The organism is Natronorubrum halobium (assembly GCF_051351675.1).
Lineage (GTDB): Archaea > Halobacteriota > Halobacteria > Halobacteriales > Natrialbaceae > Natronorubrum.
Map to the genome: position 1 here is coordinate 2091697 of NZ_CP195595.1, position 22108 is coordinate 2113804.

At 65.0% G+C, this 22108-nt stretch carries 22 protein-coding genes; 4 read left to right on the plus strand and 18 right to left on the minus strand.

Annotation, left to right across the window (positions count from 1 at the left end; genetic code table 11):
- Positions 1-57: 57 nt before the first annotated feature.
- The 3 genes from ACSFC7_RS10355 to ACSFC7_RS10365 all read left to right on the plus strand — a co-directional run bounded on the left by ACSFC7_RS10355 (position 58) and on the right by ACSFC7_RS10365 (position 2298).
- Positions 58-1305, plus strand: a complete 1248-nt coding sequence (locus ACSFC7_RS10355) for a sensor histidine kinase (protein ID WP_436347628.1) — start codon at positions 58-60, stop codon at positions 1303-1305.
- A 177-nt stretch (positions 1306-1482) separates the two neighbouring features.
- Complete coding sequence (locus ACSFC7_RS10360) at positions 1483-1956, plus strand: cupin domain-containing protein (protein ID WP_436347629.1); 474 nt, start codon at positions 1483-1485, stop codon at positions 1954-1956.
- Positions 1957-2079: 123 nt separating this feature from the next.
- On the plus strand, positions 2080-2298 hold the full coding sequence (locus ACSFC7_RS10365; protein WP_436347630.1) for a hypothetical protein: 219 nt from the start codon (positions 2080-2082) through the stop codon (positions 2296-2298).
- Between the two features lie 137 nt (positions 2299-2435).
- On the opposite strand, the gene ACSFC7_RS10370 is transcribed toward ACSFC7_RS10365, so the two are convergent.
- The 8 genes from ACSFC7_RS10370 to ACSFC7_RS10405 form a co-directional block, all read right to left on the minus strand.
- Positions 2436-2903, minus strand: coding sequence for a universal stress protein (locus ACSFC7_RS10370; RefSeq protein WP_436347631.1), 468 nt, complete (start codon positions 2901-2903; stop codon positions 2436-2438).
- 3 nt (positions 2904-2906) lie between these two features.
- Entirely contained in the window at positions 2907-4625 is a 1719-nt protein-coding gene (locus ACSFC7_RS10375) for a VC_2705 family sodium/solute symporter (protein WP_436347632.1), read from the minus strand.
- Positions 4622-5077: a DUF4212 domain-containing protein gene (locus tag ACSFC7_RS10380; protein WP_436347633.1), complete on the minus strand. Its 456-nt coding sequence runs from the start codon at positions 5075-5077 to the stop codon at positions 4622-4624. Before ACSFC7_RS10380 ends, ACSFC7_RS10375 begins: the two co-directional genes overlap by 4 nt.
- Positions 5078-5131: 54 nt before the next feature.
- Complete coding sequence (gene acs, locus ACSFC7_RS10385; RefSeq protein WP_436347634.1) at positions 5132-7102, minus strand: acetate--CoA ligase; 1971 nt, start codon at positions 7100-7102, stop codon at positions 5132-5134.
- A gap of 262 nt (positions 7103-7364) precedes the next feature.
- Positions 7365-9644, minus strand: a complete 2280-nt coding sequence (locus ACSFC7_RS10390) for a bacterio-opsin activator domain-containing protein (RefSeq protein ID WP_436347635.1) — start codon at positions 9642-9644, stop codon at positions 7365-7367.
- Between the two features lie 138 nt (positions 9645-9782).
- Entirely contained in the window at positions 9783-11759 is a 1977-nt protein-coding gene (gene acs, locus ACSFC7_RS10395; RefSeq protein WP_436347636.1) for an acetate--CoA ligase, read from the minus strand.
- A gap of 127 nt (positions 11760-11886) precedes the next feature.
- A complete protein-coding gene (locus ACSFC7_RS10400) occupies positions 11887-12381 on the minus strand; it encodes a universal stress protein (protein ID WP_436347637.1) in 495 nt (164 codons plus the stop codon).
- Between the two features lie 60 nt (positions 12382-12441).
- Positions 12442-12879: a universal stress protein gene (locus tag ACSFC7_RS10405; protein WP_436347638.1), complete on the minus strand. Its 438-nt coding sequence runs from the start codon at positions 12877-12879 to the stop codon at positions 12442-12444.
- A 119-nt stretch (positions 12880-12998) separates the two neighbouring features.
- Between ACSFC7_RS10405 and ACSFC7_RS10410 the strand changes: the two genes are divergently transcribed.
- Positions 12999-13217, plus strand: a complete 219-nt coding sequence (locus tag ACSFC7_RS10410) for a hypothetical protein (protein WP_436347639.1) — start codon at positions 12999-13001, stop codon at positions 13215-13217.
- Between the two features lie 39 nt (positions 13218-13256).
- Here ACSFC7_RS10410 and ACSFC7_RS10415 read toward each other — a convergent pair whose 3' ends face one another.
- The 10 genes from ACSFC7_RS10415 to ACSFC7_RS10460 form a co-directional block, all read right to left on the minus strand.
- Entirely contained in the window at positions 13257-13733 is a 477-nt protein-coding gene (locus tag ACSFC7_RS10415) for a hypothetical protein (protein WP_436347640.1), read from the minus strand.
- A gap of 102 nt (positions 13734-13835) precedes the next feature.
- On the minus strand, positions 13836-14885 hold the full coding sequence (locus ACSFC7_RS10420) for a hypothetical protein (RefSeq protein WP_436347641.1): 1050 nt from the start codon (positions 14883-14885) through the stop codon (positions 13836-13838).
- A 96-nt stretch (positions 14886-14981) separates the two neighbouring features.
- Complete coding sequence (locus ACSFC7_RS10425; protein ID WP_436347642.1) at positions 14982-15971, minus strand: hypothetical protein; 990 nt, start codon at positions 15969-15971, stop codon at positions 14982-14984.
- Positions 15972-16028: 57 nt separating this feature from the next.
- Positions 16029-16601, minus strand: a complete 573-nt coding sequence (locus ACSFC7_RS10430) for a hypothetical protein (protein WP_436347643.1) — start codon at positions 16599-16601, stop codon at positions 16029-16031.
- A gap of 2 nt (positions 16602-16603) precedes the next feature.
- The gene (locus tag ACSFC7_RS10435; RefSeq protein WP_436347644.1) at positions 16604-17944 is read right to left on the minus strand and encodes a DNA primase; all 1341 of its coding nucleotides are present in this window, start codon (positions 17942-17944) and stop codon (positions 16604-16606) included.
- 150 nt (positions 17945-18094) lie between these two features.
- Complete coding sequence (locus ACSFC7_RS10440; RefSeq protein ID WP_436347645.1) at positions 18095-19411, minus strand: outer membrane protein assembly factor BamB family protein; 1317 nt, start codon at positions 19409-19411, stop codon at positions 18095-18097.
- 2 nt (positions 19412-19413) lie between these two features.
- Positions 19414-19785: a DUF3209 family protein gene (locus tag ACSFC7_RS10445; RefSeq protein WP_436347646.1), complete on the minus strand. Its 372-nt coding sequence runs from the start codon at positions 19783-19785 to the stop codon at positions 19414-19416.
- 55 nt (positions 19786-19840) lie between these two features.
- Complete coding sequence (locus tag ACSFC7_RS10450) at positions 19841-21067, minus strand: CbiX/SirB N-terminal domain-containing protein (protein WP_436347647.1); 1227 nt, start codon at positions 21065-21067, stop codon at positions 19841-19843.
- A gap of 64 nt (positions 21068-21131) precedes the next feature.
- Positions 21132-21815 carry a cobalamin biosynthesis protein gene (locus ACSFC7_RS10455; RefSeq protein ID WP_436347648.1) on the minus strand — a complete coding sequence of 228 codons (684 nt, stop codon included), beginning with the start codon at positions 21813-21815 and terminating at the stop codon, positions 21132-21134.
- The gene (locus ACSFC7_RS10460) at positions 21812-22078 is read right to left on the minus strand and encodes a ferredoxin (protein ID WP_436347649.1); all 267 of its coding nucleotides are present in this window, start codon (positions 22076-22078) and stop codon (positions 21812-21814) included. The genes ACSFC7_RS10455 and ACSFC7_RS10460 overlap by 4 nt, the downstream gene beginning before the upstream one ends.
- Positions 22079-22108: the final 30 nt, after the last annotated feature.

Here is a 22108-nt window from a genome sequence, read left to right on the forward strand (position 1 = left end):
AGCAGGTTGTACACGAAAAAGCGACGCTAAACAGCGCAGCCGTCCGTAAGTGATATAATGGGTGTGACCTCCCTCGAACTCGACATACTCCCCGAATCCTCTCGGGACGAGACGACCCGCTGGCAACTCGTTATCCCGCTGCTGGGCGTTTTGCTTCTCGCCAGTGCGATCGTCAAATCGATCACTGCGTTGCTCGGCAGTGGGCTGCTTCTCGAGGCGGTGCTCGATTTAATCCTGCTCAGTACGCCGGGGTTCGTCATGCTGTCTATCGGTCGCTGGTTACCGAGAACGCCGATTCCGTCCGAACTCTATCCGCGGATCGTGCTGTGGGTCTTCGGTGGCATCGCCGTCATGGGCCTCGTGCTCGGACTGCGCGTCCTCCATCCCGGCGTCTCCGTCCAGTTCACGTTCGGAACCCAGGCGGTCCTGTTGTCGATCGGCTCTATCGCGGGATTGGGGATCGGCGTCAACGAAGCGCAGGCGCTCACCCACGCTAAAACGGTCGAAGAGCAGAACGAACGGTTGAAAGATACCGAAGAGCGCCTCGAGGAGGCCGTCACCCAGCTCGAAGCGTCGAACGACCGACTCGAACAGTTCGCCTACGCCGCCTCCCACGACTTACAGGAACCGCTCCGGATGGTCACGAACTATCTGCAACTCGTCGAGCGCCGGTACGGCGACGAACTCGACGCGGACGGCGAGGAGTTCATCGAATTCGCGGTCGACGGCGCCGACCGGATGCGGGGGATGATCGACGGCTTGCTCGAGTACTCGCGGGTCGGAACGCAGGGCGACCAGTTCGACGCCGTCGATCTGGACACCGTTCTCGACGACGTCCTCACGGATCTCCAGTTCAAGATCGACGAAACCGACACCCGGATCACTCGAGAGCCGTTGCCCGCCGTCGACGGCGACGAACGGCAGCTACAGCAACTCTTCCAGAACCTGGTGGGCAACGCGATCGATTACAGCGGTGACGACCCGCCGCGAATTCACGTGGCGGCGGCCCAGGAGGAGACGACGTGGACGGTTTCGGTTCACGACGAGGGGATCGGCATGGATCCCGACGAGACCGACCGTATCTTCGGTATCTTTCAGCGCTTGCACTCGGTCGACGAACACGCCGGATCGGGGATCGGCCTGGCGCTGTGCAAACGGATCGTCGAGCGCCACGACGGCGAGATCTGGGTCGACTCCGAATCCGGCGAGGGATCGACGTTTCGCTTCACGCTTCGTCCCGCCGAGGAGCCGGCGACCTCGCCCACTGTCGGTACTCGATCGGCGAACTCGGACAGCAGTCCGTAGTACGAACGGTCGCCGATCCATCGCCCCGCGCGAGACACCCGCCGAACCCCAGTCGCCGAGAGGATCTTCCGTGCCGTCGGAAACCCGCTCACGGCTACTGCGCACTGCTCGACCGAGCGAGGGGCCCTCCTGGACCCGAGAATTCTTATGTGATTGACGTGTCTGTCGTGGTATCGTATGGAGAAGATCAACAAGGCGTCCGTCGACTGGAAGGCCTACGACCGCGAGAAAACGGCGTTCCGGCGCAAGGAGCTCTCGAGCGCCGTCGACGCCGCCGACCTCGGCTGTAGCCTCTACGAACTGCCGCCGGGGATGCGGTCGTGGCCCTACCACTACCACACGGCGAACGAGGAGGCGCTGTACGTGCTGTCGGGCGACGGCCTCCTTCGAGGCGAGGAGGGCGAGGAGCCGTTGACGGCCGGCGACTTCGTCACCCTGCCGGCGAACGAGAGCGGCGGCCATCGGATCGTCAACGATAGCGAGGAGCCGCTCCGATACCTGATGGTCTCGACGATGAACGAGCCGGATATCACCGTCTACCCCGAGATGGGCAAGCTCGGCGTTTTCGTCGGCTCGCCGCCGGGCGGCCGCGACGAACGGACGCTCGAGGGCTACTACCGGATCGACGACGACGTAGCGTACTGGGACTAGGGATCGGCGATCGCCCTACACGCGACAGGTACCCGTCAGTCCGGAGGCGCCGATAGACTTTTTCAGGTGCCGGAGAAACTCGTACTCGATGGCTGAAACCGGGGATCCGCGGGTGACCGATCGATGAGTGGCATTGGTGAGTGGCTCGAGACCGCCCGCGAGCAACGCTGGGGGATTCTCACCGACCTGGCGTTTGCGATCGTCTGGGTGACGCTCGTCGACCTCCTCTTCCGGCTTGTCGAGGGACCGACGTGGGCGTACTACCTGATGATGCTCGCCGGCGTCGCCGCGTACTACGCGTTCGTCTGGAACCTGGATCTGGCTCGCGAGTGGCGGGAGTGACAGCGATCGAGCACCGATAGCGAGCGGTCGACTCTTCTGAAGCGCGATCGACCGACCACGGGCGGTCGAGACACGAACGAGCGAAGCGACTCGACCGCCGATCGAACCGACGCAAAAAAAGCGGAGCGTTATCGCAGTTATTCGCCGGTATCTTCGCGAGCGTCGACGACGAGTACCGGAATCGTCGTCGATCGGAGCGTACGTTCGGTGACGCTCCCGAGCAGCGCACGTCGCACGCCGGAGCGACCGTGGCTCCCCATGACGATGAGGTCGACGTCGTGGTCCTTGGCGTAGTCGGCGATCATGCTGTGGGGCTGTCCCCCGGAGTGGTGTTCGACGACCGAGAGGCCGCGGGCGTCCGCCCGTTCGCGGACGTAGTCGGTCGCGGCTTCCGCGTCCTCGCGGAGTTCCGTCATGCCCTGGAAGTTACCGGATCTGATCCGATCGACCTGCTCCGCACCCAGGCTGTACGCGACCGCGTCGGTATCGACGACGTACAGCGCGTGCACCTCGGCGTCGTACTGCGCGGCGATGTCGAGCGCGTGCTCGACCGCCAGTTCCGCTACGTCACTTCCGTCCGTGGGGATGAGTATGCGTTCGTACATGGATCAGTCGTCAGCAGGGGATGGTCCGCCACCGTTCTTCTCGGCGACCACGTCGGCGGCCGTCTTGTCCTTCGGCATCGGATCCGGGCTGTGACACTGCCGGACCATCTGCTTCGTCTCGAGCGGCGGTTCGTCCGTGACCAGCGAGACGGCGATGGTGACGGCGAAGACGATGGGCACGCCGATCAGGCCGGAGCCGATCGCGGGCATCCACGTCGCGAGGAATTCGATGTCGAAGCCGGGTCCGAAGTGACCCTCGTTGAACATCGGAATGAGCCAGACGATCAGTCCGGTGGTCATCCCCGCGAGCGCACCCTGTCGGTTCGTGTTCTCCCACCAGAGTCCGAGGAAGAACATCGGGAACAGGACGATGGCTGCGAGCGAGAACGCGAACGACACGAGCGCCGCGATCGGGGCCGTGGGGTCGAGTGCGAAGATAATCGTCAGCACGCCGAGGGCCACGATGCTCAGCCGGCCGACGAGGACCTGCTGACGCTGGGTGGCGTCGGGGTTGATGATGTTCGCGTAGATGTCGTGCGAGATCGCCGACGAGCCGGCGATGAACAGTCCGGCGACCGTCGCGATCGCCGCGGCGATGCCGCCTGCCGCGACGAAGCCAACGAGCCACGTCGGCAGGCCCGCCAGCTGCGTCGCCAGCACGACGATGACGTCACCGGCTTCCGCAGACATGCCCGGATCGCCGTACGCCGGGCCAACCTCGCTGCTGTAGAGGTCGGTACCGAACGCGGCGTAGGCGGGCGCCGACAGGTACAGCAGGCAGATGAAGAACAGCCCCCAGGTGCACGACCAGCGGGCGATACGTTCGTTCTCGACCGTGTAGAACCGGACCAGCACGTGCGGCAGGCCGCAGGTCCCGAAGATCAGGCTGAACGCCGTCGCGATCCACAGGTAGTAGCTCCCACCCGCGAACGGGTCGGAGAATTCGGCGCTGAGTTCGCTGATCAGCATGCCGTACTCGAGCTGTGGGAGTATCGTGGAGTAGCCGCTCACGTAGCCGGTCACCAGCAGCCCGATCAGGAATGCACTGATGAGGATGACGTACTGGATGACCATCGTCTTGGTCGCGCCGAGCATCCCCGACAGCGCGAGGTACGCGATCGTGATGACCATGAAGATGACCATCATTCCCTGGTATCCGCTCAGCCCCGGAATTCCGGGATCACCGAGGATGTACAGGCCGACCAGACCCATCCCGCGGGCCTGGCCGAGCGCGTAGACGAACCCGATCAGGAACGTCGTGATCGCGGCGATCGCCCGGGCGGCGTCCGAGTTGAATCGGTCGCCGACGAAGTCCGGCGCGGTGTACTTCCCGAACCGGCGCATCTGTGCGGCCAGGAAGATGAGCAGGACGAAGTAGCCGGTCGTCCAGCCGACGACGAACGCCAGCCCGTAGACGCCCGACAGCGCGATGAGCGCGGCCATCCCGAGATAGGACGCCGCCGACATCCAGTTGGCGCCGATCGCCATACCGTTCTCGACGTTGCCGATCGAGCGACCGGCGACCCACATGTCGGCGGTGTCGGCGACCTTGTAGAAGACCCCTGCCGCCAGGAAGAGAGCCATCATCGCGATGACGATAATCGCCGGCACCGGTTTGAAACCGATGTCCAGCCCTTCAGGAAGTAGTGCTTCGTCCGCCTGCAGCGGCACGATCGTATCCCCTGCGACCGCGAGGGCGTCAGCCGCGGCGAGCCCGCTCATCGGTCGACACCCCCGTCAGTCGCCGCCGGTTCCTGTCCACTCGTCTCGCTCGGTTCACGACTGGTCCCCGCGAACTGTTCGATATCGTACTTTTCGTCGATCTGGTCGCGCTTGCGAACGTACCAGACCGACAGCAAGAGCGCGCCGGCCGGACCGACGATCGCGATCAGGAAGTAGTGAAGCGGGAAGCCGAGTCCCGGCATCGTCGACGTCATCACGTCCGGGAAGAGTCGCGTGGCCGTGATCGGCCCGAAGACGACGACCGCCCAGATTAGGAACCCCCGCAAGATGATCCGATTGTGGTCCCGCATGAAGGGGGTCGCCGGTTTCAACAGGTTGATTTCCACGTCCAGATAGTCGATCTGCTTCTCGCGTTCGACATCCGAGACGCCTCCGTCCGTCTGGAGTTCGTTCGATTCCTCGCTCGTGTTGTGGGTGTTATTGTCTGCCATATTTTGAGTCGCGATAGTTCTTTCTGTGCGTATCCTATAAATAGGTTGATCCGATTACTCGACCTGCTCGGCGATCTCGTCGACGACCTCCGGATTACGGAGCGTCGAGGTATTGCCGAGTTCGTCGCCGCTCGCGATGTTCTCGAGTAAGCGTCGCATGATTTTGCCCGAGCGCGTCTTCGGTAGTTCCGGCGTAAAGATCACTTCTTCCGGTTTCGCGATCGGGCCGATCGAATCGAGGACGCCCTGCACGACGCGTTCCTCGAGGTCCGCGCCGGTCTCGTAGCCGTCCTCGGGGATGGCGTAGACGTAGACCGCCTCGCCTTTGACCTCGTGATCGCCGCCGACGACGGCGGCTTCGGCGATCCCTTCGACGCCGACGACGGCCGATTCGATCTCCATCGTCCCCAGTCGGTGACCGGAGACGTTGATGACGTCGTCGACCCGGCCGAGGACGGTGATGAAGCCGTCTTCGTCGATCTTCGCCCCGTCTTCCGGGAAGTAGACCCACTCGTCGGTTTCTTTATCCGAGTACTCCTCCCAGTACTCGTTGATGAACCGCTCGTCGTTGTTGTACAGCGTCCGGAGCATCCCGGGCCACGGGTTGTTGATCGTGACGTAGCCGGCTTCGCCGGCCGAGATCTCCTCGCCCTGTGCGTCGACGATGCGGGCGTCGATTCCCGGCAGCGGCGGTCCCGCGGAGCCGGGTTTCATCTTACTGATCCCCGGCAGCGTCGTGATCATCATGCCGCCGGTTTCGGTCTGCCACCACGTGTCGACGATGGGGCAGTTCTCACCGCCGATGTGCTTGTAGTACCACTTCCACGCCCGCGGGTTGATCGGCTCGCCGACGGTTCCGAGCAATCGCAGCGACGACAGGTCGTGCTCGGCGGGGTACTGCTCGCCCCACTTCATGAACGCGCGGATGGCCGTCGGCGCGGTGTAGAAGATGTCGACGTCGTTCTTCTCGACGAGTTCCCACATCCGGTCCTTCTCGGGGTAGTCGGGCGTGCCCTCGTACATCACCGTCGTGGTCCCGAGTGCGAGCGGGCCGTAGACGATGTACGAATGCCCGGTAATCCAGCCGATGTCGGCCGCACACCAGTAGGTGTCCTCGGGTTTGACGTCGAGGACGGCGTGGCTCGTCCACGCGCTGTAGGCCAGATAGCCGCCCGTGGTGTGTTTGACGCCTTTGGGCTTGCCGGTCGTCCCCGAGGTGTACATCAGGAACAGCATGTCCTCGGCGTCTCTCGAGACCGGATCCACGCTGGCTCCCTCCTGTTCGGCGACGAGTTCGTCGTAGTCGTGCTGGTTGTCCGCGAGGTCGTGCTCCAGGTCGTCGCCGAGGCGGTCGACGACCACGACGTCGGAGACCTCGTGCTCGACCGACTCGAGGCCCTCGTTGGCCTTCGAGATGTGATCCAGCGCGTCACCGCGGCGGTAGTAGCCGTCGCAGGTGACCAGATACTCGCTCTCGCCGGCGTTCATCCGCGTCGCGAGCGCGTCCGCGGAGAAGCCAGCGAAGACGACGGCGTGCGGGGCTCCGATTCGGGCACACGCGAGCATCGCGATTGGGAGCTCCGGGATCATCGGCATGTAGAGAGTGACGACGTCGTCCTCCTCGACGCCGAGCTCGCGGAGCGTCGCGGCGAACTCCTCGACCTCGTCCAGCAACTCGTCGTAGGTGTAGCTGCGCGTCTCGCCGAGTTCACCCTCCCACTCGATCGCCGTTTCGTCGGCGCGGTCGCCCTCGACGTGGCGGTCGATGCAGTTGTACGAGGCGTTCAGCGTCCCGTTCGTGAACCACTCGTAGAACGGCGCGTCGTCGTCCTCGAGGACGGTGTCGTACTCCTCCTCCCACGACAACAGGTCTGCGGCCCGCTCCCAGCAGTCTGGCCAGTTCTCCTCGAACTCCTCGTAGATTCCCGGATCCGTGACGTTCGCCTGTTCGACGAACGATTCGGGGGGGTCGAACGTCTCCTGTTCCTCGAGACGAGCCTCGAGGTTGGCATCCTCCTGTGACATGATACACCAACCCAATAGACAACAGGTATAGTAAAGCCGCCATCTAGTTGTACAAAATCGGGTCGAATAACTAGGGCATATTGACTGTATTAGGAGACTATAGTCGGTTATATGGGGGAGGGTCCCCCGCCAATCGGTCGCGCGACACGGCAGCGCGGATCGCCCGCGAACCGATCGGGCCGACGACGAACGTGACCACGCAGGTGCAAGGTCGCCGCTCTAGAGGATTAGTGTCGACCCGGCGGCATTCGTCGCCGGACCGTTACGTGGCGCTCCCCGATCCACCGTCGTCGTCCGGATCGTCGAAGAAGGTTCGCAGGAGTTCGTGTTGGCCCTTTCGCAGGTGGTTGTGGAGCGTCGGCGAGGAGATTCCCATCGCGTCGGCGATCTCCTCGGCCGTACTCTCCCGCGGCCAGTCGTAGTAGCCGCCGAAGTACGCCGCTCGAAGCGCCGCCTCCTGGCGGTCGGTCAGCCGCTCCTCGAGTCCCTTCTGGAACTCGCGGGCGGTCTGGACGGTCCGTTCGACCTCGCGTTTCCCGACCAGTTCGGAGTCGGGGAACACGGCGCGCAGGCCGTCTACGATCGTCCGCAAGTCGGCGTCGGCCGCACACTCGGTCGTGATCGTCGCGGTTCCACCCTCGAATCGCGCGTCGAGGACGGTGGTGCCGTACTCGATGAGCGTGACGATCGGACAGGAGCCGTCGATGACGAACTCGACGCGCCATCCGCCCTCGTAGGTCTCGATTAGTCGGCAGTCCTCGATCCCGGGTTCGTCCGCGGCGAGGTCGAATACGTCGGCCGGCGACGCCCCCTCGAGGCGCAGGTAGTACAGCTGCGTTGTCTCCCCGAGCGAGACGAGCGAGTCGAGTTCGAATCGACAGCCGAGTCGGCGCGAGGCGTCGACGAAGAAGGAGTCCTCGTCGCGGCAGGTGAGTTCGAGTTCGACGACGCGATCCGAGAGCAGGAGGTTGCGCCGACGAACCGCCGCGATGGCGTAGCCGACCTGCCGCCCGATCGTCTCGAGCCACTGGCGTTCGTCCGCGTCGAACGCCCCGTCCCGTTCGGTCGCGACCGAGAGCGTTCCGTACACCGTGTCGCCGTAGGTCAGCGGGACGCGTGCGAGGGTTCCGGTCGCCCCGTCCGACTCGCTACTGTCGGTCCGGTCCGTCGCGAGCGGGACGTCGGTCGCGACCGAGATCGCCGTCTCGCTCTCGTCGCCCGCTCCCTCGGTCCCGTCACTCGTCGTCTCGTCGTACGAGAGGTCGGTAGTCGTCACTGTCGTCTCGCGCCACCGATCCGGAACCAGTCGGTCGACTGCATCGGGGTCGATCCCGCTCGAGGCGCGCCACTCCCGGCGCTGGTCCGAGTGGGTCGCCCGGTCGATCCAGGCGTACTCGTAGGCCCGTCCGTCCGTCAGGGCGGCACAGGTCTCGGTTTCGATCTCCTCGTGGTCGGTCGATTCGAACAGCGACCGGGTGACCGCACGGTGGGCCGTCGCGACCGCGTAGCGCCCCTCGAGTTCGTCCCGGCGCGACCGAACGGATTCGAGTTCGTCGTGGGCCGACGAGGCGTCGCGGACGAAGACGGCGAACCCGCGGTGGTGACCCTGCTCGTCTCGCAACGGCGAGACGACTTCGGTCGCCCGGAACCGCGTGCCGTCCTCGTGGATGCGCCAGCCCTCGGTCTCGGCGCCGGATTCCTCGAGCGCGGCCGAAAGCGTCCGCTCGGGGACGCCGTCGTCGACGTCCTCGTCGGTGTAGAACGTCGAGACGTGCGTGCCGACGATTTCACCGGCCCGGTAGCCGAACATGGCGGCCGCACTCCGGTTCCAGCGCTCGACGTAGCCGTCGGCGTCGAGTCGTAACAGCGCGTACCGGTCGCTCGCGGAAAGCAACAGGCGGATGACGCTGTCGTCGCTCACCATCGGTCCGGGTCCCGCTCCCGATCCGCCGCGACCGGCCCCCGACGGTCGTTCCGCGGCGTCGAAGGCGTCGACGATCTCCGCGTCCGTCGGTTCGGGGAGGTACGGCTCGAGGGCCTCGAAACTCCGCCAGCCGCCGACGGTCTTGACGACGCGGGGGTTGACCGCGTGGTCGACGAGCGCGGTTCGGGCGAAGTACTGCCGGAGGTCGCTCGTCGAGACGTCGGCGAGCGACGGCTGATCGAGGAACTCGGCGGCGCGGTCGGCGACGTCCGATACCAGCATCTGGAGTCGACGGGCCGTGACGGGAAAGATCCGATCGTCGATCGACAGCCCGTTGCTCCGCGCGTATCGCCGCAGTTCCCGTTCGATGCGGGTCGGCAAGTACGCGGTTCGTCCCGATCCGTCGTCGACGGCCGGTACCCGAATCAGGTATCGCGGCGGATCGATGCGGACCTGTTCGACGTCGTCGACGGTGAGTGCGGTGAGTTCCGTCGGCCGAAGCCCGACGTCGCCACAGAGGCGGACGACGAGGGCTTCGCGATAGGTTTCGGCGGCGTCGAGGAGCGACTCGTACTGGATCCGCGAGAGTTCCGCCGACTCGGGCTCCTCGAGACTCATTGTTCGCTCGTTCAAGTGGCGCGAATATAATTGTATCGACGTATCTACCCGTTAGCGCCCGAAACGGATTTTATCCGCCGTCATCGCTTCGCGTCCCGTTTCGTCTCATTTGAAACCACGAAACAGATCGCCGGTACGTCACTCCTCGCTGATCTCGGCCTGAATTTCGCCGACGATCTCCGGATTACGGAGCGCGCTCGTATCGCCGAGTTCCTCGCCGTTCGCGACGTCCTCGAGTAACCGACGCATGATCTTTCCCGAGCGCGTCTTGGGGAGTTCGGGCGTGAAGAGGACGTTCGTCGGACGGGCGATCGGTCCGATCGCCGCCTCGATGTTATCGACGATGTCGCTACGGACCGCGTCGTGATCGTCGTAGCCGCCTTCGGTGCTGACGTAGGCCTGGATGTCGGTCCCGTTCGTCTCGCTCGAGCGGCCGACGACGGCGGCTTCGGCGACGCCTTCGACGCTGGTGATCGCGCTCTCGATCTCCATCGTGCTCAGCCGGCGACCGGAGACGTTGATCACGTCGTCGACCCGCCCGAGAACGGTGATGTAGCCGTCCTCGTCGACTCGAGCGGCGTCCCCGCTGACGTAGCACCACTCTCCGCGGTCGGGATCGGAGAACTGGTCCCAGTACTCCGTTCGGAAGCGATCGTCGCCGTCGTACAGCGTTCGGACCATTCCGGGCCACGGCCGAGCGACGGTGAGGTAGCCGGACTCGCCGGGGTCGACTTCGGTCCCCGATTCGTCGACGACGCGAACGTCGATTCCGGGGAGCCCCGGCCCGGCGGCACCGGGCTTCATCTCGTCGACGCCCGGCAGCGTCGAGACCGTCACCGCCCCCGTTTCGGTCTGCCACCAGGTGTCGACGACCGGACACTCGCCGTTGCCGACGTGTTCGTAGTACCAGTTCCACGGGCGCGGGCTGATCGGTTCCCCGACGGTACCGAGCAACCGCAGCGAGGAGAGGTCGTGGCGGTCGGGATAGTCCTTGCCCCACTTCATGAACGCGCGAATCGCCGTCGGCGCGGTGTAGAAGATGTCGACCGCGTTGCGGTCGACGATCTCCCAGAGTCGATCCCGGTCGGGGTAGTCGGGCGTGCCCTCGTACATCACCGTCGTGGTCCCCAGCGCGAGCGGGCCGTAGACGATGTACGAATGCCCGGTAATCCAGCCGATATCGGCCGCACACCAGTAGGTGTCCTCGGGTTTGACGTCCAGCACCGCGTGCGAGGTCCAGGCGACGTGAGAGAGATAGCCCCCCGTCGTGTGGACGACGCCTTTCGGTTCACCGGTGGTTCCCGACGTGTACATCAGGAACAGCATGTCCTCGGCGTCCCGCGGCACGGGATCGACGGTCTCCCCGGCGAACTCCGCTCGGAGGTCGTGATAGTCGTACTCGTCGTCGCCGAGGACGTGCGGCAGGTCCTCGCCGAGTCGGTCGACGACGACCGTCCGGACGTCCTGCTCGAGTTTGAGGCGGGCGTTGTCGGCCTTGCTCTTCTGGTTGAAGGCGTCGCCGCGCCGGTAGTAGCCGTCGCAGGTGACCAGATACTCGCTGTCCGCGGCCTCCATTCGCGTCGCGAGCGCGTCCGCGGAGAGCCCGGCGAAGACGACGCTGTGGGGCGCTCCAATCCGGGCGCACGCCAGCATCGCGATCGGGAGCTCCGGAATCATCGGGAGGTAAACCGTCACCGCGTCGTCCTCCTCGACGCCCAACTCCCGGAGGGCCGCGGCGAACTCGTTGATCGCGACGTACAGATCCCGGTAGGTGTACGTCTTCCGGTCGCCGTGTTTGCCCTCCCAGCGGATCGCCGTGTGGGTCTTGCGTCCCGCCTCGAGGTGGCGGTCGACGCAGTTCTCGGCCGCGTTCAGTCGCCCACCGGTGAACCACCGATAGAAGGGGGCGTCCTCGTCCTCGAGGACGGTCTCGTACGGCTGGTTCCACGAGAGCAAGTCGGCTGCACGTTCCCAGCAGTCGGGCCAGTCGGCTTCGAACTCGTCGTAGATCCCCGGATCCGTGACGTTTGCCTGCTCGACGAACGACGGTGGAGGGCTACGGGAAGACCCGGTGAGGACGGGACGATCTCGTCCCCACCCGTTCCGTTCGACCATAGTACGTTCGAACCGAGGACAGTCAGTGGAATAAACGTTCCTCCCGCACGCGGATCTCGGCCGGCAGTGCACGGTTGCTGGCAGCCGCCCGTCACCTCGATCGAGGAGCGTTTGCCGTACCGGGCGATCAGTCGATCGTCGAGTCGATGTCGGCCATCTCCGCGGGATCGATATCCTCGCTCGGTTCGCGGACGACGTACACGTCGTAGCGCTGATCGCTGGCGACGGGGCTACCGACGCTCGATTGCGGAGCGATCACCGAGCCGGCGTTCTCCGAGCCGATGAAGACCACCGAGGCCTCGATTTCGGCGGCGATACGCCGGATCTCCCGGACGACGTTCGTCGTCGAGGTCGCCGTGGGTTCGTCGGAACTGACGCGTTCCGTCCGGTAGGTCGCCTCCGATGCGATCTCGCTGGCTCGGTCCTGAATGCCCGTTTCGATGGCCTCGGGGTTGAACGGCTCCCCCTCCGTGATCCAGCCCCGATCTCTCGCGTACTCGGCATCGTCGGGGACCACCGTCAGGACGACGAGTTCCTCGTCGAGCAGGTCTCCGAACGTCGAGGCTTTCTCGAGCGCTTTGCTCGCGAGCGGCGATCCATCGAAGGGGACGAGTAACGTCATACCACTATCTGAGACGACACCCGAGGTAAATGTTCGGCCTCCGACAACCTGTCGGAAGCGTTACTGACGACCGACGCCACCGACGACCAGCACCGGCTGCGCCGCGGTTCTGACGACGCGATCGACGGTACTACCGAGGATCGCGTTCTGGAACGACGAGCGCCCGCGTGTCCCGATAACGATCGCGTCGACACCGTGCTCGTCGGCGTACGCGATGATCTCCTCGGACGGAACGCCGGATCGAATCGCCGTCTCGACCGATACGTCGACATCCGCAGCCGCGTCCGCGACACTCTCGAGCGTCGCTGTGGCCTGCTCTCGACGTCGTCGATCGACGGCCGCCGGATCGACGATCGCGTTGTCGTACTCGGTTCGGCTCTCGAGGACCGCGATCGCGTACAGTCGGGCGTCGAACTGTCCGGCGAGTTCGATCGCATGGTCGGCGGCCGCGGTCGCCGCCTCGCTTCCGTCCGTCGCGACGAGGATCGCGTCGTACATGGCTCGGTCTACCAGCCGTCGGACCAAAGCCCTGCCCCCGATGTGCCCGGGATGGAACGACCGGTCGGGTCCGGAACGAAACCTCGGAGGACTATACGTCGCGGTACGTAGGCCCACGTATGACCGAGGAAGTACCGGTAACTCGGACGGACCTACTCGTCCTCGTGGCCGTCTCGCTGACTGGCGGATTCCTCATCGCGCTGTGGACGGTCTCGCTCGAACTCTCACCGCAGTTCGTCAACGCCGTCTTCGTCGGCGCGGTGATGCTCGCGTTCTTCCTGTTCATTCCCGTCATGGGAGCGCGGCTCTTCATCGACGACTGGAAACAGGACGAGTAACCGCCCCGCCGAGTCGAGACTCACGCCGCCGCACCCATCTCACTCGCCGTCTGCTGGTGCGCGAGCGCCGACCGCCGCGACGACGTTTCGGACGTAGCGCATGCTCGTCGCGATGGCCATCACGGCGTCCATCAGGGCCTGCTGGCTGGCCCCGTCGGGGTAGAGCCGATACTCGACCTGGACGGTCTCCGCGCGTCGAAGCTGACAGGACTCCCCCGCCGAATCGAGAAACGTGTAGAATCCCGGCGTCGCCGCCAGCATCGGTCCGACGTACTCGAGGAGTTCGCTGCGCCGCTGTTCGTCCCGGAGCAAGTCTTTCGTCCGTTCGGTGTCGAACCCGCTCCGGCCGACGACTCGGACGGGGCCCCACTCGTCTTCCTTGATGACGTGAACCGGGAGCTGTGAGAGTTCGACCTGCAGATTGAACGCCGTCTCTTCGTCGGTGTGGGCGGTCACGTCACGAATCGCCGTCTCGTCCAACCACTCACGTACCTGAATCTCGCTAACGTGTCTCATGTACGGGTCGAAGACGGGATGTCGGATAAGCGTTCAGCGGTCCTGTGCCGGTGACTCGTCGTGTCGCAGGGCAGTTGAACGGTGAGCGACTCGAGGCGACGCTCAGTGCCTGTCGGGCATCGTAGAGTGGCGCGCGGTCCCCTTCATGTCCGCGCGCTCCGACGGCGGCGGCGCCATCGTCGAGTGGCGGGTACCGTCGCCCGCGGCGCCGTCCCGCCCCGATCCCAGCCCCGAGTCGAGCAGCCCGTCGTCCTCCTCGTCCGCCGCTTCGGCATCGTCCGCGTCGTCTTCGGTCTCAGCCCCGACGGAGCTGGCGGACCGGCTCTGCAGTCGCTCCTGGAGGCCCTCGAGGTCGTCGCCGACGTCCGAGAACGTCGACTCCATCGTCGATCGAAGCTTGTCGCCGATGGAGTCGCCCGAATCGGCGTCGTCTGACTCGGCCTCCGCTTCGTCCTCGCTTCCGAGCGCTTCACTGGCACCTTCTGCGGCCGATTCGACCGCCTCTCGAACACCTCCCTCGTCCTCGCTCTCGCTTTCGGCCTCGTCCGTATCGTCACTTCCGAGCGCCTCACTGGCACCTTCGGCGACCGATTCGACCGTCTCTCGAACCCCACTCTCGTCCTCGCCCTCGCTTTCGGTCTCGTCGGTCTCGTCGCCGGTGACAGACTCGATCGCGTCCCGAACGACGCCACCTTCGCTTTCGGGCTCGTCCGCGTCTTCGTCGGCGTCAGCCTCCGCGTCGGTCTCACCACCGTCCTCGTCCGCCGTCTCGGATTCGTCCGGCTCCTCCTCGCCGTCGCCGATCGACTGCCGTATCGCACCGGCTGCTCCCTCGAGCGCATCGCCGTCGTCGCTGTCGGCGAGATTCGCGAGGTGTATCAGTCGTTGCAGCGCTTCGACCTGCTCGGGATCGCCCTGCGCGATGGCCGCCGGAATCGAGTCGGGTTCGCTGCCGTCCGGCAGTTCATCCAGCCCGACCGCCTCGAGGAGTTCGTCCGGCTCGGACGACTCGAGGAGGTCGCTGGCCCGTCCGGCGGTCTCGAGCAATCCCGTCCCGTCGGACTCGTCGTCCTCGTCGGTGATCATCGAGCCGCTCGCGGTCTCGGCCTCGTGCAGTATCTCGCTCACCCGTTCGTGGAGGTCCTGGCTCATAGTGTCTCTCTGTCGCTGTCGGTCGGCGTTCGGTCGCCGGTTCGTCTCGTACCGTCGATCTCGGACCGGCGAACGCTCGAGGAGACGGAGACCGGGCTACTCGGCTTCGGCTTCCGCTTCCGAGTTCTCGTCGTCGTTCGATTCGTCGTCTCCGTCCTCGTCCGTCACCGCCGCGATGATCTCCTCGGTCATCTCCTCGCGGCTGAGGTTCGCTTTCACGTCGACGTCCTTGGCCACCGACTGCAGGTCCTCGTAGGACATGACGCCGAGGAAGTCCTCGAGGGTGTCTCGCCGGAGGTCCTCGATGTCCTCGACGGAGGCGTCGGAGTCCGCTCCGGCGCTCTCGTCTTCCGCCTCGGATTCAGCGTCTCCGTCCTCCGCATCCGCCTCTTCTTCCGCTTCCTCAGCCTCTTCCTCTTCAGCTTCTGCTTCCTCTTCTTCCGCATCCGCTTCTTCGGGTTCTTCCTCTTCAGCTTCTGCTTCCTCTTCTTCCGCATCCGCTTCTTCGGGTTCTTCCTCTTCAGCTTCTGCTTCCTCGTCCTCCGCATCCGTCTCTTCGGCCTCTGCATCTTCCTCCTCTTCGGCTTCGGATCCCTCATCGGTCTCGAGGAACTCGTCGAGCCCACTGCTCTCGCTGACGTCCTCGACGACCGACTCGATCGACTCTGCGGCATCGGAGTCGGCTTCGGACTCCGTCTCGGCTTCGGACTCGGAGTCGCTCTTGAGGAGGCCCTCGAGATCACTCCCCTCGGTCGCGCTCTGGGCTAACGACTTGACCGAGTCTTTCGCCTCGTTCTCGTCGATCGTCTCCGTGATGCCGTCGCGGATCGCCGACTTGAGATCCGACTGCACTTCCTTTCGATCTTTCTCCTCGTCGATCCCCGCGGCGATCGATTCGTGGATTCCGCGGCCGATCGAGGCGCCGAGTTCGCGACCGATACGCTCGCCGAACTCGCGACCGACCGCAGCGCCGATATCGCCGCCGTCGATACTGTCCTCGATGTTGCCGCCGCCGAGCAGATCGGCCACGTCGATCTGGTCGCTTACCTCCTGGGCGACCATCTTTTTGAGTCCGCTGTCACTCATGGCGCTCACCTCGAGGGGGTCCCGATCGGGTGCCGGGTAGCTGATTCGGTACCATGGTTACTCCTCCTCGTCCTCGTTCTCGTCGGCGGAGTCGTCTCCGGCTTCAGCCTCGTCTCCACCGTCAGATTCCTCGTCTGCATCCTCGGTCGTCTCATCTTCCCCCTCACTTTCGGCCTCGTCTCCGTCTTCGTCTTCACCCTCGGACTCGTCCGTCTCTTCCGCCTCGGATTCGTCGTCTGCGTCCTCGTCTTCGCTTTCGTCGTCGGACTCTCCCTCCTCGTCTTCGGCTGCCTCGTCTTCTTCGTCCTCCTCTTCCGCTTCTTCTTCGGCCGCCTCGTCGTCTTCCTCGTCTTCCTCGTCCTCGCCTTCCGTTTCTTCCTCGGGTTCCTCGTCGGGGCTGAGCAGTTCGTCGACGACCATATTGCCGATCGTCCGTCCGATGGATTCGCCGACCTTCCGGCCGACGAGGGCCCCGATCTGACCGCCGAGGGCTTCGCCGAGCGGCTGGTCTTCGTCGATCTCGTCTTCCCACTGGGTTCCCTCGACCAGTTCGTCGACGTCGACGTTCTCGGTGACTTTTTCGAAGTCGATGCGCTGTGCCAGTGACGATGATTCGGATTCTTCACTCATACTTAGGCTGCCTCCTGTGACGCTGTTTCGGGCTGGTCACCCGACTCGTCCTGTTCGCCGTCCGGTTCCAACTGCTCGATCAATTGTTCGATTACCTGGCTCACGATCGTCGCCACGAGGTCTTCGATCGGGAATCCGGGGATGAGCCCGAGTAGCTTCTCTTTCAGCCAACTCGTCGCTGCGGAGATCCGCCCGGGTGATTCTTCTGTTGCCTCTTCCTCGTCCTCCGCAGCCTCCTCCTCGTCTTCTGGTTCGGGCTCAGCGCCCTCGGCCTCCTCGGCTGTAGCTTCTTCGTCCTCAGCGGCCGATTCCTCGTCAGCGCCACCGAAGAGCCCGCGTAGCCACTTCACCGGCTTGCTGACGATTCCCTTCAACCAGCTTGCGAGCGAGGCGATGCGGCCGCCGGATTCCGCTTCTTCGCCCTCTTCGTCCGCCTCCGCGTCCTCGCCTTCTGCGTCCTCGCCACCGATACCGAGGAGCTTGTTAAGCAGTTCCTTCGGCTTGCTCAACAGTCCGCTGAGGAACTCTTTTGGCCGCTCGAGGAGCCCGCTGAGAACCTCCTTTGCCTTCCCCGGCACTTTCTTCAGCAGCTCGAGCGGCTTCTTCAGCAGTGACTTCGCCTTATCTAGCATCGCACCGGGTCCATCCAGTAGGCCCGTCACCGCAGACAGGAGGTTTCCGAGCAGGTTGTTCTCGCCCGGACGTGCCGAGATGTCGAGCTGGACCGGGTTCAGGTTGACCTCGAGGCCGAGCACGTCGAGGAACAGGCCGTCCAGATCGAGGTGCAGGACCCCGGAGGCGTCGTCGCCCTCGTAAACGTCTTCGGCGTTCTCAGCGTGACCCTCTTCGCGATCGTCTTCGGCGAGGTCTCCGGTATCGTCCCTGCTTTCCTCTTCCTCAGCCTCTTCGGCTTCCTCGGCTTCCGTCTCTTCGACTTCCGCTTCTTCAGCTTCTTCCTCCTCAGTTTCCGCTTCTTCGGCCTCTTCTTCAGCCTCTTCGGCCTCTTCTTCAGCCTCTTCGGCCTCTTCCTCCTCGGCTTCCGCTTCTTCAGCTTCTTCCTCCTCGGCTTCCTCGTCCTCAGCTTCGGCTTCCTCGGATTCCGCTTCTTCAGCCTCTTCGTCCTCCGATTCGGCTTCTTCGTTGGCAGATGCCCCCTCACCATCTGCTTCCGATTCCTCGTCTTCGTCGCCTTCGTCTGCCATCTCCGCCTGGCCGCCGTCGGTCATCACTCTGCGATCCGTTAGCTTCGCTTGCTCACCGCCGTGACAGTGGCTCGAGGGGTCTCCGACCTCCTTCGAATCGGGACACTCCTCGGAGCCAACATCTTCTGGGCCCGATGTCATTATACGAGCAAACACACGCGAGTTAGCGTTGTGGTAATTGGCCTTGCGTATGCGACTGTTAGTCGTACAGAACGCTTGGGAGTTGGATGGGCTACGGGAGTGCGAAACGGAGCGTTCGGATCGATCTAGAAACCGACAATATCCGTAGCGTTACTCGAGCGAAGTGACGTGCAGGGCGTACTCGCCGCGCGTCTCCCCTTCGTCGTGGTACTCCACGGGTTCCTCGATCGCCGCGAGCGTGCCATCGCTCACGGCGGCAGCGGTCGCGATTCCCTCGAGGCGTTCGATTCCACCCGGCCCGGACTCGAGGTCGAACCAGCGAACCGCGTGCGTCTCGGGGTCGCGAACGCGGAAGTTCTGGGCGCAGGGCGCGGCGATCGTGTCGCCGTCAGCGGCGAGGCCGTGGACGAACCCGCGTACCTCGTCGTCCCAGCGCAACCCGCCGTCGGCGCCGAACGTCGCGATGCGGTGCTCGTTCGGATGGCGGCTCTCGGTCTCGCGGCTCTCGACGGCGTAGGTGTTGCCGGTCACGAACGTCACGCGGCCGTCGTTCGCGGAGGCGTGGTTCGGATACGCGTAGAGCGTCTCGTCGTCGAGTTCGGTCTCGACGGCCAGATCGACGCGCCACCGCTCGGCCCCGCCGGGACCGAGCAGGTAGCCGCGCTTGTCGCCGTGGCTCGAGACCGCGATCGAGTCGCCGTCGAACGACGCGTCTCCGACGCGCCGGTCCCCCTCCGTTCCGGGGTCCCAGGTCCACTCGAGGTCGCCCGTTTCGGTCTCGAGGACGACCAGTCCGGTATCGTGGTCGCCCATACAGCGGTTGTAGCCGACTGCCAGACGGTCGCCCGAATCGTCCAGATCGATCGTGATTGGCGAGGCGTCGGTCTCGTAGTTCCAGCGAAGCGAGCCGTCGGCGTCGAAGGCGTAGACGACGCTGTGCCACTGCCGGGTCTCGCCGTCGCGTTCGTACCGTCGTGCGGCGGCGTAGAGCCGTTGGACGCCGTCGGCGTCGGTTCCCGTTTCGATCGAGACGACGTACGGGAGGTAGAAGACAGTGTCCTTGACGGCTTCGCCGAGGTCGTCGACCGCGTCGTAGTGCCACTGCTGTTCGCCCGTCGCGGCGTCGTAGGCCGCGATGGTCCCGGTTTCGCCGCGGCCGGCGACGACGACAGTTCCGCCGCCGGCAGCGCCCCCGCTCTCGAGCGTCGTGATCCCAACAGCGTGGTCCGGATGGTCTGCCGTCCAGCGGGTCTCGAGTGACTCCGAACGCGATCCGGTCTCACGAGCAGTCACAGTCCCGTCCCATTCACCTGTAACGACGAACGTGCCGCCCGCCGCGACGTGGACCGCGGAGCGGGTCCACATGTGTCGACTCCGGGCGGTCTCGATCTCGCCGAGTGCAACCGACTGGAACTCGAGTGACTGTGCCCGCTCGTCTTCGCGTTCGGCGTCGGCGGTCTCGGCCATCGTCACTCCTCCACCGGGAAGGTCTCGTGAAGGGTGTCGTGGGCCTCCCCCAGTCCGTCGACGATGCTCTCGCCCTGGACGCGCAGTCGTGCGATCGCTCGCTCGGCGTTGCGGACCTCGAGCAGCCGTCCCCGCGTGTAGTCGTGTTCGGGATCGTCGGTATCCATTCCGGCGACCTCCTCCTCCAGGTCGACCAGTGCGGCGTCGAGGTGGCGTTCGATCTCCGTGAGGCTCTCGGCCTCGACGAGACCTTCGATGGGTCCCTCGACGTGTCCCTCGAGTTCATTCTCGGCGTGTTCGCGGGTACTCTGATCCCCGACGCCGAGGACGTTCATCAGTCCGAGTCGTAGCGCTTCGATTTCGTGGCAGCTCATGTGTATGTTTCAGTTCCGTCGTTTCGTGTTCGATAGTCGATCGGCTATTCGTCTCTTAGAGCGTCTGGTCGACCAGATCGCTGACGATTCGATCGCGATCCAGGTGGTCGCCGACGATCCGTTCGGCGTCCTCGCTCGCGACGTCGCCGTACCAGATCCCGTCGGGGTAGACCGCGACCATCGGCCCGTCGCCGCAGCGGCCGAGGCACGAGGAGCGGGTGATGCGAGCGTCGCAGTGCTCGGAGTCGCGGGCCTCCTGTCGAAGGCGCTCGAGGACCGCGGGGGATCCCATCTCGGCGCAGGTCCGATTCGTACAGACCGTGACGTGTTTTGCGGGTGCGTCGTGGGTGTGCGGTTCGTCGTCGACGTCCTCGCGATCCGCGTGGCTCTCCTGGTGGGCCAGCGCCCGGAGCATGGCCCGCGCGCCGCCGACGTCCTCCTCGTAGCCCTCGAGATCGACCTTGTACTTACAGGTGTCACAGGACATCTCGACGCTTCCCGACCTGGCCTCCTGCCAGCGATCGGCGAAGACGTCGAGCAGCCTCGAGTCCGTCCCGAGCGGGTCGCCGGCCAGTGCGTCGACGTACGGGTAGTCGGAGTCGAACTCCGCCGTCCAGTCGCGGACCCGCTGGGTAAGCACGCCGTCGCCGAGCATGTACGGGAGGACGACGACCGCGTCGGGACGGTGTTTCGAAAGCCCGTGGAGGCTCTCCTCGAGCGTCGGCTCCGTGACCCCGACGAAGGAGGCCTCGACGCGGTCGAACTCCCGCCCCTCGTAGAGCAGTCGGGCCAGTTTGTGCACGTCGCCGTTCGCGTCCGGGTCGCTCGAGCCTCGACCACAGAGGACGACCGAGACGTCGTCTTCGGTGCGGTCGACGCCGAGTTCCGACTCGACCGCAGCGGCCCGGTCGTCTAGCAGGTCCAGAATTGCGGGGTGGATCCCCAGGTGTGCGCCGTTGTTGATCGCTACGTCGTGGGTCGCGCGGGCCTGCTCGATCGACAGCGGCACGTCGTTCTTGACGTGACTCGCGGCGAACAGCGAGCAGTGGACGACCGTCACCTGCGAGGTGAGCGTGGCCAGTTCCGCGAGGGCCTCGTCGATCGCCGGCTCCGCGAGTTCGAGGAACGCGGCGTCGACCGGGATTCCCAGTCGCGACTCGAGGCCGGCGGCCAGTTCCCGGACCTGTTCGTTCGATTTCTCCCGGCGGGAGCCGTGTCCCACCAACAGGACGGCCTCGTCGTCGAAGCCGGATGCGGATGCGATATCGTCGGGTGTGCTCATCGGTTGGATGTGTGGGGTCGGTTCAGGTGTGTTCTCGATCAGTGGCCGTTCGAGCCAGTACTCGCTACTCGTCGTACGCCTCGGCCTGCTCGAGGCTGCGCTCGAGTTTCCGGCGGCGACTCGGGGCGAAGAGACCCGTCTCCTCGCAGTCCTCGTAGAGCCACGTGCCGAAGTCGGGCGCGGCGTCGTCGTCGACGCCGAACCAGTAGCCCCCGGAGGAGGTCTCGCCGAGGTCGCCCATCGGTGCCTCGACGGGGCAGTCCGCGATCAACTCTCGCACGAGTTCGAGCAGATCTCGATCGCCGTGGACGAACGAGATGCCGACGGTGCCGCTCGAGGACTTGAAGCAGATGGTGCCACAGCCCTCGAGGAGGCCTCGAAGCAGTTCGCGGTCGTGACTCGAGAACGCGCCGAAGCGGTAGTTGCCGCGGCCGTCGACGGGGAGGCCGAGGGCGCCGTTGCGGCCGAGCAGCCCCGACTCGTCGCCGCCGATCGAGAGCGTGTACTCGTCCTCGGTCCGCGTGATCGACGTATCGTGAGCGTACTCGCGGCTGGTCGTCTCGTGCTCGAGGTCGCCGCCCGCGATCGCGGCGAGCACCCGTGCGGACTCCTCGTCGTTGGTGACGACCTCGAGGCCGTTATCAGCAACGTCGCCGCTCCCCGCAATGTGTCCCCAGAGGTACGCCGTCGCGGGGTGGCCCGCGAGCGGGTCGGCTGGAACCTCGATTTGGTGTTCAGTCTCGCTCATTCGCCTACCTCCTCGACGATTATCGCGTCCGTCGGACAGGCCGCGGCGGCCTGCTGGGCCTCGTCGATGCGGTCGTCGTCGAACGTCGCGACGACCCGCTCGTCGGTGTCGGTGACCTCGCCCTCGCAGTCGTAGACGGGATCCGCGTGCGGATCGATCGTCGCGAGGCCGTCCTCACCCTCGACGAACCGCGGGTCGCGGGTCAGACAGGCGAAGATGCCGTCGCAGGCGTCCTTCTCAATGGTAACTTCGTATCGTGGCATGGTGGATTTTTTCGTGTCCCTTGGGTCGCT